15 protein-coding genes and 5 tRNA genes are annotated in these 14,241 nt (G+C 62.5%); 15 read left to right on the top strand and 5 right to left on the bottom strand.

Annotated elements, in window-relative coordinates:
* Nucleotides 1-50: 50 nt before the first annotated feature.
* The 3 genes from ACFVSI_RS00590 to ACFVSI_RS00580 form a co-directional block, all read right to left on the bottom strand.
* Complete coding sequence (locus ACFVSI_RS00590) at nucleotides 51-971, bottom strand: cytochrome (protein WP_387819032.1); 921 nt, start codon at nucleotides 969-971, stop codon at nucleotides 51-53.
* A gap of 12 nt (nucleotides 972-983) precedes the next feature.
* Entirely contained in the window at nucleotides 984-1,160 is a 177-nt protein-coding gene (locus tag ACFVSI_RS00585) for a hypothetical protein (RefSeq protein ID WP_387819031.1), read from the bottom strand.
* A gap of 110 nt (nucleotides 1,161-1,270) precedes the next feature.
* Nucleotides 1,271-1,345: transfer RNA gene (locus ACFVSI_RS00580), tRNA-Val, on the bottom strand.
* A 250-nt stretch (nucleotides 1,346-1,595) separates the two neighbouring features.
* Here ACFVSI_RS00580 and ACFVSI_RS00575 point away from each other — a divergent pair.
* The 7 genes from ACFVSI_RS00575 (at nucleotide 1,596) to ACFVSI_RS00545 (ending at nucleotide 5,325) form a co-directional block, all read left to right on the top strand.
* A tRNA-Gly gene (locus ACFVSI_RS00575) sits at nucleotides 1,596-1,668 on the top strand.
* Nucleotides 1,669-1,714: 46 nt separating this feature from the next.
* Nucleotides 1,715-1,785 (top strand) — tRNA-Cys (locus ACFVSI_RS00570).
* 37 nt (nucleotides 1,786-1,822) lie between these two features.
* A tRNA-Val gene (locus ACFVSI_RS00565) sits at nucleotides 1,823-1,897 on the top strand.
* A 56-nt stretch (nucleotides 1,898-1,953) separates the two neighbouring features.
* A tRNA-Gly gene (locus ACFVSI_RS00560) sits at nucleotides 1,954-2,029 on the top strand.
* A gap of 175 nt (nucleotides 2,030-2,204) precedes the next feature.
* Complete coding sequence (locus ACFVSI_RS00555; RefSeq protein WP_387819030.1) at nucleotides 2,205-3,659, top strand: amino acid permease; 1,455 nt, start codon at nucleotides 2,205-2,207, stop codon at nucleotides 3,657-3,659.
* 94 nt (nucleotides 3,660-3,753) lie between these two features.
* The gene (locus tag ACFVSI_RS00550; RefSeq protein ID WP_387819029.1) at nucleotides 3,754-3,987 is read left to right on the top strand and encodes an antitoxin; all 234 of its coding nucleotides are present in this window, start codon (nucleotides 3,754-3,756) and stop codon (nucleotides 3,985-3,987) included.
* A 120-nt stretch (nucleotides 3,988-4,107) separates the two neighbouring features.
* Nucleotides 4,108-5,325 carry a benzoate/H(+) symporter BenE family transporter gene (locus ACFVSI_RS00545; RefSeq protein ID WP_387819028.1) on the top strand — a complete coding sequence of 406 codons (1,218 nt, stop codon included), beginning with the start codon at nucleotides 4,108-4,110 and terminating at the stop codon, nucleotides 5,323-5,325.
* Nucleotide 5,326: 1 nt separating this feature from the next.
* On the opposite strand, the gene zapE is transcribed toward ACFVSI_RS00545, so the two are convergent.
* On the bottom strand, nucleotides 5,327-6,367 hold the full coding sequence (gene zapE, locus ACFVSI_RS00540; RefSeq protein ID WP_387819696.1) for a cell division protein ZapE: 1,041 nt from the start codon (nucleotides 6,365-6,367) through the stop codon (nucleotides 5,327-5,329).
* A gap of 207 nt (nucleotides 6,368-6,574) precedes the next feature.
* On the opposite strand from zapE, the gene ACFVSI_RS00535 reads away from it, so the two are divergent.
* From ACFVSI_RS00535 to ybaK, 3 genes are read left to right on the top strand one after another with little or no spacing between them, the layout of a single operon-like run.
* The gene (locus ACFVSI_RS00535; RefSeq protein ID WP_387819027.1) at nucleotides 6,575-7,501 is read left to right on the top strand and encodes a sulfurtransferase; all 927 of its coding nucleotides are present in this window, start codon (nucleotides 6,575-6,577) and stop codon (nucleotides 7,499-7,501) included.
* A 39-nt stretch (nucleotides 7,502-7,540) separates the two neighbouring features.
* On the top strand, nucleotides 7,541-7,999 hold the full coding sequence (locus ACFVSI_RS00530) for a SufE family protein (RefSeq protein ID WP_387819026.1): 459 nt from the start codon (nucleotides 7,541-7,543) through the stop codon (nucleotides 7,997-7,999).
* An 18-nt stretch (nucleotides 8,000-8,017) separates the two neighbouring features.
* Entirely contained in the window at nucleotides 8,018-8,515 is a 498-nt protein-coding gene (gene ybaK, locus ACFVSI_RS00525; RefSeq protein WP_387819025.1) for a Cys-tRNA(Pro) deacylase, read from the top strand.
* 2 nt (nucleotides 8,516-8,517) lie between these two features.
* On the opposite strand, the gene ACFVSI_RS00520 is transcribed toward ybaK, so the two are convergent.
* Nucleotides 8,518-9,795 carry an alpha/beta hydrolase family protein gene (locus ACFVSI_RS00520; protein WP_387819024.1) on the bottom strand — a complete coding sequence of 426 codons (1,278 nt, stop codon included), beginning with the start codon at nucleotides 9,793-9,795 and terminating at the stop codon, nucleotides 8,518-8,520.
* A 119-nt stretch (nucleotides 9,796-9,914) separates the two neighbouring features.
* Between ACFVSI_RS00520 and ACFVSI_RS00515 the strand changes: the two genes are divergently transcribed.
* The 5 genes from ACFVSI_RS00515 to ACFVSI_RS00495 all read left to right on the top strand — a co-directional run bounded on the left by ACFVSI_RS00515 (nucleotide 9,915) and on the right by ACFVSI_RS00495 (nucleotide 14,224).
* On the top strand, nucleotides 9,915-10,406 hold the full coding sequence (locus tag ACFVSI_RS00515; protein ID WP_387819023.1) for a hypothetical protein: 492 nt from the start codon (nucleotides 9,915-9,917) through the stop codon (nucleotides 10,404-10,406).
* A gap of 14 nt (nucleotides 10,407-10,420) precedes the next feature.
* Nucleotides 10,421-10,861 carry a peptide-methionine (R)-S-oxide reductase MsrB gene (gene msrB / locus ACFVSI_RS00510; RefSeq protein WP_387819022.1) on the top strand — a complete coding sequence of 147 codons (441 nt, stop codon included), beginning with the start codon at nucleotides 10,421-10,423 and terminating at the stop codon, nucleotides 10,859-10,861.
* Nucleotides 10,862-11,014: 153 nt separating this feature from the next.
* Nucleotides 11,015-12,382 (top strand): DUF6421 family protein, encoded by a 1,368-nt coding sequence (locus tag ACFVSI_RS00505; RefSeq protein ID WP_387819021.1) that lies wholly within the window; start codon nucleotides 11,015-11,017, stop codon nucleotides 12,380-12,382.
* Nucleotides 12,382-13,107, top strand: coding sequence for an SDR family NAD(P)-dependent oxidoreductase (locus ACFVSI_RS00500; protein WP_387819020.1), 726 nt, complete (start codon nucleotides 12,382-12,384; stop codon nucleotides 13,105-13,107). The genes ACFVSI_RS00505 and ACFVSI_RS00500 overlap by 1 nt, the downstream gene beginning before the upstream one ends.
* A gap of 43 nt (nucleotides 13,108-13,150) precedes the next feature.
* A complete protein-coding gene (locus ACFVSI_RS00495) occupies nucleotides 13,151-14,224 on the top strand; it encodes a threonine aldolase family protein (protein ID WP_387819695.1) in 1,074 nt (357 codons plus the stop codon).
* Nucleotides 14,225-14,241 lie beyond the last annotated feature (17 nt).

The following is a 14,241-nucleotide window of genomic DNA, read 5'->3' as shown; positions in this document are numbered from 1 at the left end:
CGTTGCCTGTCCTCACGATCGTCAAACCCAAGGTCCGTGTGTTGCGGAGCCTAAGCCAGTTTAGTTGAGGCCATCGCGTTCGTTGAGGCAGCAGCTCCCCTGCTGTTCACCGGCGCGGAACCGGCAGCAGCGAACACGGGCGGCCCCACAGGAAGCAGCGCTCGTCCGGCAGCAGTGACATCCGCCGACATTTCCCATACCCGTCGAAGCGCGCAGAACTTCCACCAGTGGTGCTTGAGGATCTCGGGGTTGGCGCGCATGGGCCTTACCTCCGTTTCTCCAATAGCAACGGCGAGGAGCATGGGGTTGTCTCCGTACCTCCAGGGCTCCCACTCACCTGAGATGGGATCCACCAGGCTCTCCTCTGCCTTCATCCCGGCCGTGAGTTGCATGACCACTTTGTCATCGAGGGCTTTCACGGTTCCATCACGCGTGGTGCCTTTGGTCTTGTAGTCAATAAGGCAAATTCGCCCGTTGATTTTCGCCACCAGATCCAAGGTTCCCGCGTAGCCCACCGTGTTGTTCCACACAGTGATCTCGGGCGCCAGGGGCTCGACCCGGTACAGCTCCCACCATTCATCGAACCGGGCAGCAAAGGCCTGCTCGCCGTTGGCTGCCAAGTCTTCCCTGCACTCCTGCATCCGGTGCGGGCGCCCCAGGGCCCGCAAGGCAACCTGCTCGCAATATGTGTGGACACGGTCGCCACGGGCAGCCGCCGTGTCCCGGTAAACCTCTGCTGCCTTGGAAGCCTTATTGACGGCTTGCCGCACCCTTGCGGGGCTTCCAAGAATTGCAGGAAGCTCCGGATCCGAGGCCAGGCTGCTGGCGCCCATGTAGCTGAACCAACCGTCCAGAGTGTGGGCCTGTTGGCCGATCACTGTGGTGATCGAAGGCACGGAGAATTGCTCTGTGGTGGACCGGGCGTACATCCGCCCATAGTCAGTAGCGTGGGCAAGCAGTGGAGCAGTCATATAAAGACTGTGTCACATGGGGCCGACAGAATTCTCCGGCGGGAAGATGATTGCCAGTTGTTCCGGGGCAAGCCGGGCCAACTTTCCGGCAAGGATCGGGGCCATCCGCGCCAATTCACCCAACTGCAACGACGATTCCGGCAAGGTACTGGGCTGCTCTTCTTCTTCGCGCACGTAGGAAATGTGCATACCAGCCGGGATTCGTGACGGGGAAAGCGGCTCCAGTCCATGGGAAGAGCCCAAACTGCATGAAAAAACCCCGCCTGCACTGTTGCAAACAGTCCAAACGGGGTTCCCGGTGGTGGGCGATACTGGGTTCGAACCAGTGACCTCTTCGGTGTGAACGAAGCGCGCTACCACTGCGCCAATCGCCCGGGTGCATAGAAAACACTAACGGACCCCGGCCGGATTGCAAAACGGAAGAACGGCACCGGGAAGCCAGGGAACTACATCTGTGGAATTACAGACGTGAAACTCCCCTGAATCCGCGTAAATACAAGGATCCAGGGGTCCCGGGACGCAAAGCCAGGCAACCGATTTGGAGAATGCAGGAACCTCCTATAGAGTTTTTACTCGTCGGAAAGCGACGGAATGCCTGTCAGGGCAGCCCGTCGGAACCGCACTGCGGACGTAGCTCAGCTGGTAGAGCACCACCTTGCCAAGGTGGATGTCGCGAGTTCGAATCTCGTCGTCCGCTCGCAAGGCACTGTCAAGGCAAGAATTCCCCGGAATCCTGCTTACACGGTGGGTTGGCCGAGAGGCGAGGCAGCGGCCTGCAAAGCCGTATACACGGGTTCGAATCCCGTACCCACCTCGGTGAAAACCATGTTTTCCAGCTTTGCTGGATGCATGGGCGATTGGCGCAGCGGTAGCGCGCTTCCCTGACACGGAAGAGGTCACTGGTTCGATCCCAGTATCGCCCACCAGAACAAGGCAACTTGTTTGTTGTTGAACGTCGGAATGATTCCGGCAGGCAGCATGTGCGGACGTAGCTCAGCTGGTAGAGCACCACCTTGCCAAGGTGGATGTCGCGAGTTCGAATCTCGTCGTCCGCTCCAAAAAAAAGCAGCTCCCAGGAGCTGCTTTTTTTATGCCTTTTTTCGACTGCGACCCAATTCATCAGGAGAAGTAACTGATACCCCTCAGAAGAAGTCGCTTTATCTAATGTGATTCCCCTCGCATAATGTACTGCGAGCTCATCACCGTTCCACGCCCACCGGCAGGAGTACCCCCATGAATGTACAGACGGCTTCAAAGTCCGTCCTGAGGCGCAAGCCCATTGACGATATCGAAGAAGAAAGCAAACACAGCGGACTCTTCAAGAGTCTCGGCCTTTGGCAGCTGACGGCCATTGGCGTCGGTGGAATTATCGGCGTCGGCATCTTTTCCCTGGCCGGCCTGGTAGCCCACGGCAGCGAAGGCAACCCGGGTGTTGGCCCGGCAGTCCTCATTTCCTTCCTGATCGCCGGCCTGGCCTCCGGAGCGGCGGCGTTGTCGTACGCAGAATTTGCCGGAATGATCCCCCGGGCCGGATCGGCGTACACGTACGGCTACGTCGCCTTGGGTGAAATCATCGGCTGGTTCATCGGCTGGGACCTGCTGCTCGAATACATCGCCATTGTGGCCGTCGTCGCGATCGGTATCTCCGGCTACTTCGACGCCTTCCTCTCCGGCATCGGCATCCATATGCCCACCTGGATGACGTCCACTGTCGACGAGGGCAAGGGCGGCATCATCAACCTTCCCGCGATTCTCGTGTGCCTCTTGGTCACGTGGATTCTGAGCCGCGGAACAAAGGCTTTCGGCCGGTTCGAACTGGTAGCGGTGGCCATCAAGGTCATTCTGATCCTGTTCATCATCGGGCTTGGCATCTTCTACGTGAACACGGAGAATTACAACCCGTTCATGCCCAGCGGTTTCGGTCCCGTCGTCGCCGGCGCCGCGACCGTCTTCTTCGCAGTCTTTGGCTATGACGCCATGAGCACCGCAGCAGAGGAAGCAAAAGACGGTAAGAAGCACATGCCCAAGGCCATCATCTTGTCGCTGATCATCGCCATGTTGCTCTACGTTGCCGCCACGCTCGTGTTGACCGGCATGCAGAACTACAAGGACATCAACCCGACTGCCGGTTTTGCCTCCGCATTCACTGGTGTCGGACTGCCCGTCATTGCCACCATCATCTCGGTGTTCGCCGTGCTGTCCATCCTGACCGTCATGCTGACGTTCCTTCTGGGTGTCACCCGGGTGTGGTTCTCCATGAGCCGCGACGGGCTGCTGCCTGGCTGGTTCGCCAAGACCGACCGCCACGGCACGCCCCAACGCGTCACCTGGATCGCCGGCATCGCCTCAGCCTTCCTTGCCGGCGTCTTCCCCATCAAGGAGGTCGCCGACCTGACCAACATCGGTATCCTGGCGGCCTTCGTCGTGGTTTGTGTATCCGTGATTGTGTTCCGCTACACCAAACCCAATGCGCCCCGGACCTTCCGTCTCCCGCTCATGCCGCTGGTTCCCGCCTTCGGCGTTCTGGCATCGGCTTTCCTGATGTTCCAGCTGCACTGGGAAACCTGGCTGCGGTTCGGAGTCTGGCTTGTCATTGGCCTGGTGATCTATTTCTCCTATGGCCGCAGGCACTCCCTGATGAACCCCGACAGCCCGCGGCACAAGGTGGCCAGCAAACCATTGGCGTAGTTATCCACAGCTTGCGTTTGCAGCCTTGGCACCTCAGGGAACAGGTGTTAGGGTCGGACGCGGAGGAGCGAACTGGCTCCGCGATGGAAGGGAGGTGCCCGTGGGTTTAATTGACGACCTGAAGGGCAAGGCTCAGGGTCTCATTCAAGGCAACGAAGAAGCCATTAAGAATGGCATCGAAAAGGCCGGAGACTTCGTTGACGAAAAGACTGGCGGTAAGTTCGCAAGTCAGGTCGACGCAGTGCAGAACGCCGCTTCCGATTTCGTGGCCAAGAACGATGGCGAGCCTGACCAGGCTCCCGCCGAGGGTGAGCCTACGCAGCCGTAGCTGCCTGAGCCGCCGTACCAGATACGTCAAGGGGGCACCGGTCCCGCCGAGAGGCGCCACCGGTGCCCTTGGCGTTTAACGAAAATTGGCATTGCGTGCAGGCAAGGTACTTTGGACACTATGCCTTCCGCCCCTTCACTGACCCCCCGGAGCAAAGCCGCCAAAGAGACGCTGGGTCCCCAGCTCAGTGCCGGTATTGTCACCGCACTGGTGGGATTCACGTCGTCATTCGCCGTCGTATTGGCCGGGCTCCGGGCCGTAGGTGCCAATCAGGCCCAAGCATCCAGCGGTCTGCTGGCACTGACCCTCACTTTTGGCCTCGGCATCCTGTGGCTGTCCTGGCGCAGCAAAATGCCTGTGACGCTCGCTTGGTCCACCCCCGGCGCCGCGCTGCTGGCCACCGCGGGAACGGTCGACGGCGGCTGGCCAGCCGCCGTGGGAGCCTTCCTGATCGTGGGGGTGCTCATTGTCCTCACGGGGTTGCTTCCCGTGCTGGGAAGGTTGATGGCAAAGATCCCAACCGCCTTGGCGCAGGCCATGCTGGCCGGTGTCCTGCTCCCCTTGTGCCTGGCACCCTTCAAGTCACTGGGCTCGTCACCTCTGTTGGTTGCCCCCGTGATCCTGTGCTGGGTCATCCTCATGAAGTTCGCCCCGCGTTGGTCCGTTCCCGCCTCGCTGCTGGTGGCGCTTGGCGTCATTGGGATCCACATAGTGTCTTCCGGCATCCAGGTCCCCGGAGAGAACCTCGTGCCGCGACTGGAATGGACCACCCCGGCATTCTCCCTGGAAGCCGCGATCGGCTTGGCGCTGCCTTTGTTCATCGTCACCATGGCATCGCAGAACATCCCCGGCGTGGCCGTACTGAAATCCTTCGGTTACACCACCCCCTGGCGGCCATCAATGCTCGTCACCGGGGCTGGAACCATCGTTGGTGCGCCATTCGGAGGACACGCCATCAACCTGGCCGCATTGAGCGCCGCCCTTGCCGCGGGAGAGGAAGCAGGCAAGGACCAGAAGCGGCGTTGGATCGCCGCTTTCGTATCTGGCGTGGCCTATCTGCTGCTGGCAGCAGTTTCAGCAGCCCTCGTGACCGTGGTCGCGGCAGCGCCCGCGGGACTTCTGGAAGCAGTCGCCGGCCTCGCCCTGCTTGGAACCCTGGCGTCCTCGATCTCCTCCGCACTTGCCGTCGCCGAAGAGCGGATTCCGGCCTGCGTCACGTTCCTGCTGGCCGCCTCCGGGATCGCATTCGCCGGTATCGGGGCGGCGTTCTGGGCGCTGGCGGGCGGGATTGCAATCCGCTGGGTGTTGAAGAGCCGCGAGCCCTTGTCAAGGGCCTGACTCAGGCAGGCTCGTGGTTCTGTGCCTCGCGGGCCAGCGCCGTCAAGCGCGAAACGGCACGGAAGTACTTCTTCATGTAGCCGCCCGTCATCATCTCTTCGGTGAACAGCTTGTCGAAGGGAACACCACTGGCCAGAATCGGCACGTCTTTGTCATAGAGCCGGTCGGCCAACACCACGAACCGCAGTGCGACGGCCTGTTCCGTAATGGTTTCGACGTCGCTCCATACCACGGCTTCGATGCCGGAGATGAGTTGGCGGTACCGGCTGGGGTGCACTGCTGCGAGGTGGTTGACCAGGGTCCGGAAATCGTCCACCGCAACGGTTTTTCCGTCGAACTCGGCCCGCATCCGGTGCTTCAGTTCTTCGGTCTTGAGCGGCGCAGGCGCCGCCGGCAGGCCACGGTGGCGGAAATCCTCGCCGTCGATCCTGACGACGTCGAACTGGTCAGCCAGGACCTGGATTTCCCGCTGGAAGTCAACGGCGGCGAAGCGGCCTTCGCCCAATGAACCGGGCAGGGTGTTGGATGTGGCAGCAAGCTTCACACCGGCGTCGGCGAGTTCCCGCATCAGGCGGGACATCAGGACGGTGTCGCCTGGATCATCCAGTTCGAACTCGTCGATGCACACCAGTTTGTAGCTGCTGAGCGCTTCAACGGTCTTGCGGAACGACAAAGCGCCCACCAGGTTGGTGTACTCCACGAAAGTTCCAAAGGCCTTGGGGCCAGGAGACCTGTGCCACAGGGATGCCAGAAGGTGGGTTTTGCCCACGCCGAAGCCGCCATCGAGGTAGATTCCGGCCCTTGTTGCCGGTGCTTTCTTGGCAAACAGCTTCTTGAACAGACCTGCACTGTCACCATTGCCCACGCCGTCGGCGAATGCTGAGAGCAGTTTCACGGCATTGGCCTGGCTCGGCTGCGAGGGATCCGGCCGATAGCTGTCGAACGACACCTCTCCGAATCGGGGAGACGGGTAGAACCCCTTGAGGAGTTCCTCCACTGAGACTGCCGGCGTGCGGGCAGCCAGTTGTTCGATCTTTACCACGGTGGTCCGTTCCTTCGGCATTGGGTCCCCAGCAAGAATACCGGCAACGGACGCCATGCTTACGGACACGTGACGAAGCCCATGTTTCACCGTATGACCACGCCGGAAGCAATCCGTGCGGCCCGTGGTTAGTGTTGAGGCAAGCCGGGCCCGCACGTGCACCACCTTCAACGGCCTGGCTCCGTCCGTTGTCAGTGAAAGGCCATCATGTCCTACCCCGTTGAACAAAACGAAAAGTTCGCCTCCTACGCGAACCCTGATCGACTCGTCTCCACCGAGTGGCTCGCGGCAGCACTTGCTGACGGCGCTGTAGCCGACGGCAAGTTGGTGCTGGTCGAGTCCGACGAAGACGTCCTTCTGTACGAGACCGGGCACATCCCGGGAGCCGTCAAGATCGACTGGCACACCGACCTGAACGATGAAGTCACCCGCGACTACGTCGATGGCGCGGCGTTTGCTGCCCTCGCCGCTTCAAAAGGCATCTCCCGCGACAGCACCGTGGTGATCTATGGCGACAAGTCCAACTGGTGGGCCGCCTATGCACTGTGGGTCTTCACGTTGTTCGGCCACGAGGACGTCCGTCTCCTCGACGGCGGCCGGGACAAGTGGATCGCGGAGGGCCGTGAGCTGACCACCGAGGTTTCCCAGCCTGCTGCCGGCGATTACCCGGAGGTCGAGCGTCACGACGCCCCCATCAGGGCTTTCAAGGAGGATGTCCTGGCACACCTGGGCAACCCCCTGATCGATGTCCGCTCCCCCGAGGAATATACGGGCCAGCGCACCCACATGCCTGCCTACCCCGAAGAAGGCGCCCTCCGCGGCGGCCACATTCCGACAGCCGCCTCCGTTCCGTGGGCACGCGCTGCCGCGGAAGACGGAACGTACCGCAGCCGCGAAGAGCTCGAGGCCCTCTACCTGGGCGAAGCAGGCCTGGCCCCGGGCGACGACGTCGTGGCGTACTGCCGCATCGGCGAGCGTTCCAGCCACACCTGGTTCGCACTGAAGTACCTGCTGGGCTTCGATACCGTACGTAACTACGACGGCTCCTGGACCGAGTGGGGGAACGCCGTCCGCGTTCCCATCGTCAAGGGCGCCGAGCGGGGTTCCGTGCCTTCGTCACTCGTCCGCAACTAATAGCGCTGCAACCAACGCCTTGTGCGTAAGCTGGAAGTAATGAGTACGAACACTTTGCCTACCGCCTTGGCGGAAATCGTTGACGACTTCCAGGCGTTGACCGAACCTGAGCGCCTTCAGCTTCTTTTGGAGTTCTCCAGGGGCCTTCCGGATCTTCCGGAGCGTTTGACTGACCACCCGGAACTGCTGGAGCAGGTGGTCGAGTGCCAGTCACCGCTTTTCCTGACCATTGAGTCCGAAAAGAACGCCGACGGCGACCACGCCTACCGGCTCTTCTTCAAAGCGCCGCCGGAAGCCCCCACTACGCGGGGTTTCGCCGGGGTTCTCCATGAAGGGCTGGACGGGTTGACCGCGAGCGAAATTCTTGCTGTACCGGACGACATGCCCGAACTCCTGGGGTTGACCCGGGCCATCACTCCCCTGCGGATGCGGGGAATGACAGCCATGCTTGGCCGGATCAAACGGAAGGTTGCGGCCGCGAGCCGTTTGGAACGCTGAAAGGTACTGCCACACGGTATGGCACGGAAAATGGCTTCACAGGGAACGCCGGCTACAGCAGCACTTGCTGCGGCCGGCGTTCCCTTCACCCTGCACCCCTATGCCCACGATCCCGCTGCGGCCAGCTACGGCCTGGAAGCGGCGGAGATGCTCGGCATCGAACCTGCACGCGTCTTCAAGACGCTGATGGTGGAGGTGGAAGGAAAATTAGCCGTTGCCATCGTTCCGGTGTCCGGCAACCTCGACTTGAAGGCCACGGCTGCCGCCCTGGGCTCCAAGAAAGCCGCCATGGCAAATCCCCAAGCCGCTGAACGCCGTACAGGCTACGTGCTGGGCGGCATATCACCTTTGGGGCAACGCCAGCCCTCCCCCACGGTCCTGGACGAGTCAGCGCTTGGCTTCGAGACCATCCTCGTATCGGGGGGCCGTCGAGGCTTGGACATCGAGCTTGCCCCGGCAGACCTGCTCCGTCTTACCAAGGGGACGACCGGCCCGATCGGCACAGGAAGCGGCTGACCTCAGCCCGTAGGCATCTCCGCAACGGCGTCGCCGGATTGTCCTGGATTCTTCCGTGGCGCGAGTTGACCTTGGAGCCACGAACGCACCAATCGTTCCCAGCGCTCCGGATCAACGTTCCATTCCTTGGTATGGCGTGCACCGTGGAACGGCTCGAACGTCACCATCTCAGGGTTCTTCTCCGCGAGGCTGGCCGAGGGGCCGAAAGGGACGTAGTCGTCGTCCACGCTATGGATCAGCAGAGTCGGCGTGCGCAATTCAACGGCGCGGCTCTCCCAATCCATGGCCTTGAAGTCCACCGGCGCCGCGAGCCCGGTCAGCCTGCGCCCCAAGGGATGGCCCAGCATCAGCTGTCCGTAGCGGCCCACGTTGTAGGGGATCCTGTTCATTTCCGCGTGGTGTGCCATGACATTGACCCAATTGATCACCGGGGCGTCCAGAACGAGGGCCCGGATGACATGCCGGTATTTGGACAGGTCCGCCGCCTGGAGGCTGATGGCGCCGCCCATGGACCAACCGAAGAGCACTACCTCACGCGCTCCGTGGTCCAGCGCGTAACCGATCGCGGCCTCCACGTCCCGCCATTCCGTCGATCCCAGACCATAACGGCCATCCAGGGCAGAGGGCGCCAGTCCATCGTTGCGGTAGGAGATCAGCAAGCTGTCCAGCCCCAGGTCACGTGCGGTGCGGACGGCCCTAAGCCCTTCAAGCCGCGTGGCTCCCCTGCCGTGCACCATGATCGCCCAGGTCGGCGCCGGAGCGGATGCCTTGGCGCGGATCAACCAGGCAGGTGCCTTCCCGCCGTCGACATCTATGTCAACGTCCTCGGCCGCAAGGCCGAGCGCGGAAGGATCCGGATAAACCGCGCCACTCCACCAAGCCCGCCGGGCTTCGGTCAGGTCGCCGCTGTAGACCTCCTCCACTTCCCGGAGGACGGTTTGTTCCGCGGGCGAATAGGACACGATCCGCCCTATCCGGGCGTGTCCCTTGCCGCCGGAGAAGAAGAGGCTGAAGACGCCGTCGATGGTCGAGTCGGGGGTGGCGGCAAGGATGACCTGCAGGCCCGTGTCTCCTGTGATGACGGCAAGGACTTCCTGGTCCTCATGGCGCGCTGCCGGCGTGATGACCCGACGGGCGAAGTAAACCGCCAGTGCCGAGGAGCCGGCACCAACGAGGCCTGCAATCGTGCTGCCGGCGAGGAAGCCTGCGATGGCCCATTTGGTGCGGGGGGTCAGCGTTTTCCCGGGAGCGTCGGCCGCCGGCCTTGTCATCGATGCCATGGTTCCATTCTGCCGTGACCCGGCGGGACCCGGCGCAGGCGGTGCCGCGTGCCGCATCGCGGGCCGAATCGTGCCTGGAAACCCTGCGGACGGCGGTTCCCCGGGACTACGCTGTAGCCATGAGTGATCCCATAGTCATCCTTACTGAAGAGCCCCTTGGCCCCGACGACCGCGTGAACATTGCCAAATTGATCGACGGCGGAGACGCACCGTTGTACCTGCTGGTCCCTGCCAATACTGAGCGCCACCTGTTGGTGGACTTTTTGGAGAACCTTTCGCTGCTGGATGTGGCCAAGGCATTCAGGGAACTGACCGCGCAATCCCCGGATCCGGCAGTGGAGCGGGCGGAAGCCGCCGAGGCGTTGGCAACCTCGTTGGCGGCCCTGGATGGCTTGGGTGCCGGCGTCACCGGGGAAATCGTCGACGGCGCCGCCGTGGCAGGCTTGGTGGCGAAGGTTCGGGAAGTGGATGCGGCACAGGCCGTGGTCATTACCCGCCCACACGCAATAGCCGATACGTTCCATACGGACTGGGCCAACAAGGCCCAGGATCAGTTGGGGCTCCCGGTGCTGCACCTATACGCCGGTTCGGGATTTATCGGCGACTCGTGAGCGTTGCATAAGACATGAACACTCCTGAGAACATCAGCAAGACATCTTCTGTGCCCGTGGAGAAGAGCGACGCTCAATGGCGCGAGGAGCTGACCCCCGACGAATACCGCGTGCTGCGCCAGGCCGGCACTGAGCGCCCGTACACAGGCGAGTACTGGGACACCCACACTGAAGGCGTGTACCAATGCCGGGCTTGTGGCAGCCAGTTGTTCACCAGCAAGGAAAAGTTTGATTCCCATTGCGGGTGGCCCTCCTTCTGGGCACCGCTGGCCGAGGGTACTGTCAGGTACCTCCACGACCGCACCATGGGCATGGACCGGATTGAGGTTCGGTGCGCCAACTGCGACTCCCACTTGGGGCACGTCTTTGAAGGCGAAGGCTATGACACGCCCACTGACCAGCGCTTCTGCATCAACTCGATCTCACTTCGGCTGGTGACCCCCGGCGAGGGTTAGGGTGCCTGTGTGCCCCGAACTGGATCTCAAGGTCCAAGTTTGGGGCACATGAGCAAGAGTTTCTTATGCTCACTATGATTTTGAATTAGCGATGCTTTTCGCTTGCTACGCTCGGCCCAGAAGCAAGAACAACTTCGGAAAGGGCCGAGCACCATGACCACCATCGCCACCGCCACCCTGCCGCGTGTCACCGCTGACAACGCCGAGTGGGTAGCCCTCAAGGCCGCTGCCACCTCGCTCCAGGGCTACCAGGAGCAGGACGGATCCATCGCCGATCCCGCTGCCCACTCTGACGCAGCATCCCTGGTAGCCACCATCACCAACGCCATCACGGCCCTGGCGCCCGCTTTCGAGCACGACGCCCAGTACCTCTCGCTCTTGGTGGAAGACTTCAAGCGTTGGGTAGAGGGTGGCTTCGGCGTGCCGGACTTCCTCGACTCCCTTCAGGCATTCCAGCCGCAGAAGCAGCGCATTGACGGCCTCCAGCACATGGTCGTCTTCCCCATGTACACCCAGAACGGCAGCACCAACCGACTGGTCGAAGCCGTGTTGATCGAGGTCATTTGGCCCGAATTCATCGACGGACTCGAAGCCGGTGACTACTCGAACAAACTCTTCGTGCCCATCCGGTTCATCGATTTCACCCCCGGCTACGACACCAACTCCGCCGTGCTCTTCCCGGAGACCGTCGCCGTTCGGGAGACTCCAACGTTTACGTGGGGTGCCATCTTTGCCGATCGTGAGGCTGCCCGCTTCCGTCGCGTCCTGAAAGCCGCGGCCGAAACAACCTCCCTGGAGTTGCCCGAGGATGCCGCGCAGCTGATCGACGACCAGGAGCTCACGCAGCGTACCTTCGTCATGTGGGACCTGATCCACGACCGCACCCACATGCGCGGAGACCTTCCCTTCGACCCGTTCATGATCAAGCAGCGGATGCCCTTCTTCCTCTACTCCCTGGAGGAACTGCGCTGCGATCTGACCGCCTTCCGCGAATCCGTCCTCATCGAGAAGGACGAGAACGCCGACCCCGATGCCCGCAAGCACGCAAAGCTTGTCCAGTACGCCGTGATCTTCGATCGCATCTTCCGCTTCGCCATCACGGGCAACCGGGTCCGCAACTACGACGGCCTGGGCGGCCAACTGCTGTTCGCCTGGATGCACCAGCACCACGTACTCCACTGGACCGACAGCAAACTCGCGATCGACTGGGACGATGCCGCCGCCGTCGTGGTTGAACTCGGCGCCAAAATCGAGGAACTATACTGGCGTTCCATTGATCGTCCCAAGGCCGCGCACTGGCTGGCTGCCTACGAGCTGATCTCGAGCACCGTGACTCCCCACCCGGCTTCGGTCTGGGCCAAGGGTCCGGACGCGCTGCCCCTGGACGGCGCTCCCCGCGGGCTCACCGACCAGGTCCTGGACGACGAGTTCCCCCTGTCCATGTTCTACGAAGCCCTGGAGAAGAAGATGCGTCCTGTCATCGAATCCACCACGGGCATCACGGGCGCCACGGCGGCCTGATGTCCCCACTGACAGTTCTGGTTACGGGCGGCAGCAGCGCTTCAGGCGTCTCTGTCGCCCGGGCCTTGTCCACCGCCGGCCACCGTGTCCTGACTGTCGGTTCAGACCAGGCCCGGATTGAGGCGGCAGCCCGGGAGGCCGGCGACGGCGTGACTCCCCTGGTGTGCGATCTCGGCAGCTTGGAGTCCGTGCGCGGGCTGGCGACGACGATGACGGACCACGGCGTTGGGGGCGTCGACGGAGTGATCCACCTCGTCGGCGGTTGGCGTGGGGCTACAGGCATCGAGGACCAAACAGATGCGGACTGGGAGGCACTCGAGCGCAGTGCCATAACAACGCTGCGCAACGTATCAAGGGTCTTCTACGGCCAGCTTGAAGCTTCCCGTCAGGGCCGTTTCGCCATGGTGTCCTCGACCGCCGTCGCCAGCCCGACGGCCGCAGCTGCCAGCTACGCCGCCGCGAAAGCTGCCGCCGAGGCGTGGACGTTGGCGGTCGCGGAGGGATTCCGTCGAAGCCAATCCCTCGACGGAGACCCCAGCGGACAACACAGCGCAGCTGTAGTCCTGGTGGTTAAGGCGCTTGTGGATGAGTCCATGAGACGCGCCCATCCCGAACGACGGTTCCCCGGACATACCGACGTCGAAGAACTGGCAGCGGCCGTCGTCGGCCTTTTCGATCAACCAGCCTCCACCCTGAACGGCCAGCGGATCCTGCTGGCCAAATAGACTTGAAAGCGTGAACGAACAAGTGACAAGCACAACAGAGGCAATGCCCAGCGGGATCCAGGCTTCCGAGGCCGGCCAGCTGCACGACCCCGCGATCCGGGGTTTCGCTTCGGACAACTACTCCGGCGTCCACCCGGAGATCCTCGCGGCCTTGGCCGCCGCCAATGGCGGACACCAGGTCTCCTATGGCGAGGACGTGTACACGGCCCGGCTGCAGGCCGTCCTGGAGCAGCAGTTCGGCGAAGGCATTGAATCCTTCCCGGTATTCAACGGCACCGGCGCCAACGTCCTGGCGTTGCAGTCGCTCCTGCCCCGCTGGGGTGCAGTGATCTGTGCGTCCACCGCGCATATCAACATGGACGAAAACGGGGCTCCGGAGCGCGTCGGCGGGATCAAGCTCCTGCAGGTCCCCACCGAGGACGGGAAACTCACCCCCGGGCTCATTGACCGCGAAGCGTGGGGCTGGGGAGATGAACACCGCGCACAGCCTCTGGTCGTCTCCATCACGCAGACAACCGAGCTGGGAACCTGCTACACGCCCGAAGAAGTACGTGCCATTGCAGACCACGCCCACTCCAAGGGCATGAAGCTCCACATGGACGGAGCCCGGCTGGCCAATGCTGCCGCCCACCTCGACGTACCCCTGCGCGCTTTCACGCGGGACGCCGGCGTGGACATCCTCTCCTTCGGCGGGACCAAGAACGGCCTGCTCTTTGGCGAGGTAGTGGTGGCACTCAACCCCGAAGCGGCAGACGGACTGAAGTTCCTCCGCAAAATGAACATGCAACTGGCGTCCAAGATGCGCTTCATTTCCGCGCAGTTCATTGCCTTGCTCGACGATGGGCTGTGGCTGCGTTCAGCCGCCCACGCCAACGCCATGGCCGCCCGGCTGCGCAGCGCCGTTGAAGCGATCGACGGCGTCGAACCCACCCAGGCGACCCAGTCAAACGGCGTCTTCGCCATCCTGCCGGAGGGTGTCGCCGACCGCCTCAGGAAGTCCTTCGCCTTCTACGATTGGGACGCTGCCAGGCGCGAAGTCCGTTGGATGTGTTCATTCGACACCACCGAAGAGGACATCGATACCTTCGTCGCGGCAATCAAGCACGAGCTGGCGTAACGCTGATGCCCCTGTTG

The sequence above is a fragment of the Paenarthrobacter sp. NPDC057981 genome (genome assembly GCF_042886835.1).
In the GTDB taxonomy this organism is placed as follows: domain Bacteria; phylum Actinomycetota; class Actinomycetes; order Actinomycetales; family Micrococcaceae; genus Arthrobacter.
Note: the sequence above shows the minus strand (reverse complement) of the source record. Positions and strands in the feature narration are given on the sequence as shown.

Coding starts and splice junctions, on each gene's coding strand:
- ACFVSI_RS00590 (WP_387819032.1), bottom strand. CDS start 971: ATGACTGCTCCACTGCTTGCCCACGCTACTGACTATGGGCGGATGTAC.
- ACFVSI_RS00585 (WP_387819031.1), bottom strand. CDS start 1,160: ATGCACATTTCCTACGTGCGCGAAGAAGAAGAGCAGCCCAGTACCTTG.
- ACFVSI_RS00555 (WP_387819030.1), top strand. CDS start 2,205: ATGAATGTACAGACGGCTTCAAAGTCCGTCCTGAGGCGCAAGCCCATT.
- ACFVSI_RS00545 (WP_387819028.1), top strand. CDS start 4,108: ATGCCTTCCGCCCCTTCACTGACCCCCCGGAGCAAAGCCGCCAAAGAG.
- ACFVSI_RS00535 (WP_387819027.1), top strand. CDS start 6,575: ATGTCCTACCCCGTTGAACAAAACGAAAAGTTCGCCTCCTACGCGAAC.
- ACFVSI_RS00530 (WP_387819026.1), top strand. CDS start 7,541: ATGAGTACGAACACTTTGCCTACCGCCTTGGCGGAAATCGTTGACGAC.
- ybaK (WP_387819025.1), top strand. CDS start 8,018: ATGGCACGGAAAATGGCTTCACAGGGAACGCCGGCTACAGCAGCACTT.
- ACFVSI_RS00520 (WP_387819024.1), bottom strand. CDS start 9,795: ATGGCATCGATGACAAGGCCGGCGGCCGACGCTCCCGGGAAAACGCTG.
- ACFVSI_RS00515 (WP_387819023.1), top strand. CDS start 9,915: ATGAGTGATCCCATAGTCATCCTTACTGAAGAGCCCCTTGGCCCCGAC.
- msrB (WP_387819022.1), top strand. CDS start 10,421: ATGAACACTCCTGAGAACATCAGCAAGACATCTTCTGTGCCCGTGGAG.
- ACFVSI_RS00505 (WP_387819021.1), top strand. CDS start 11,015: ATGACCACCATCGCCACCGCCACCCTGCCGCGTGTCACCGCTGACAAC.
- ACFVSI_RS00500 (WP_387819020.1), top strand. CDS start 12,382: ATGTCCCCACTGACAGTTCTGGTTACGGGCGGCAGCAGCGCTTCAGGC.
- ACFVSI_RS00495 (WP_387819695.1), top strand. CDS start 13,151: ATGCCCAGCGGGATCCAGGCTTCCGAGGCCGGCCAGCTGCACGACCCC.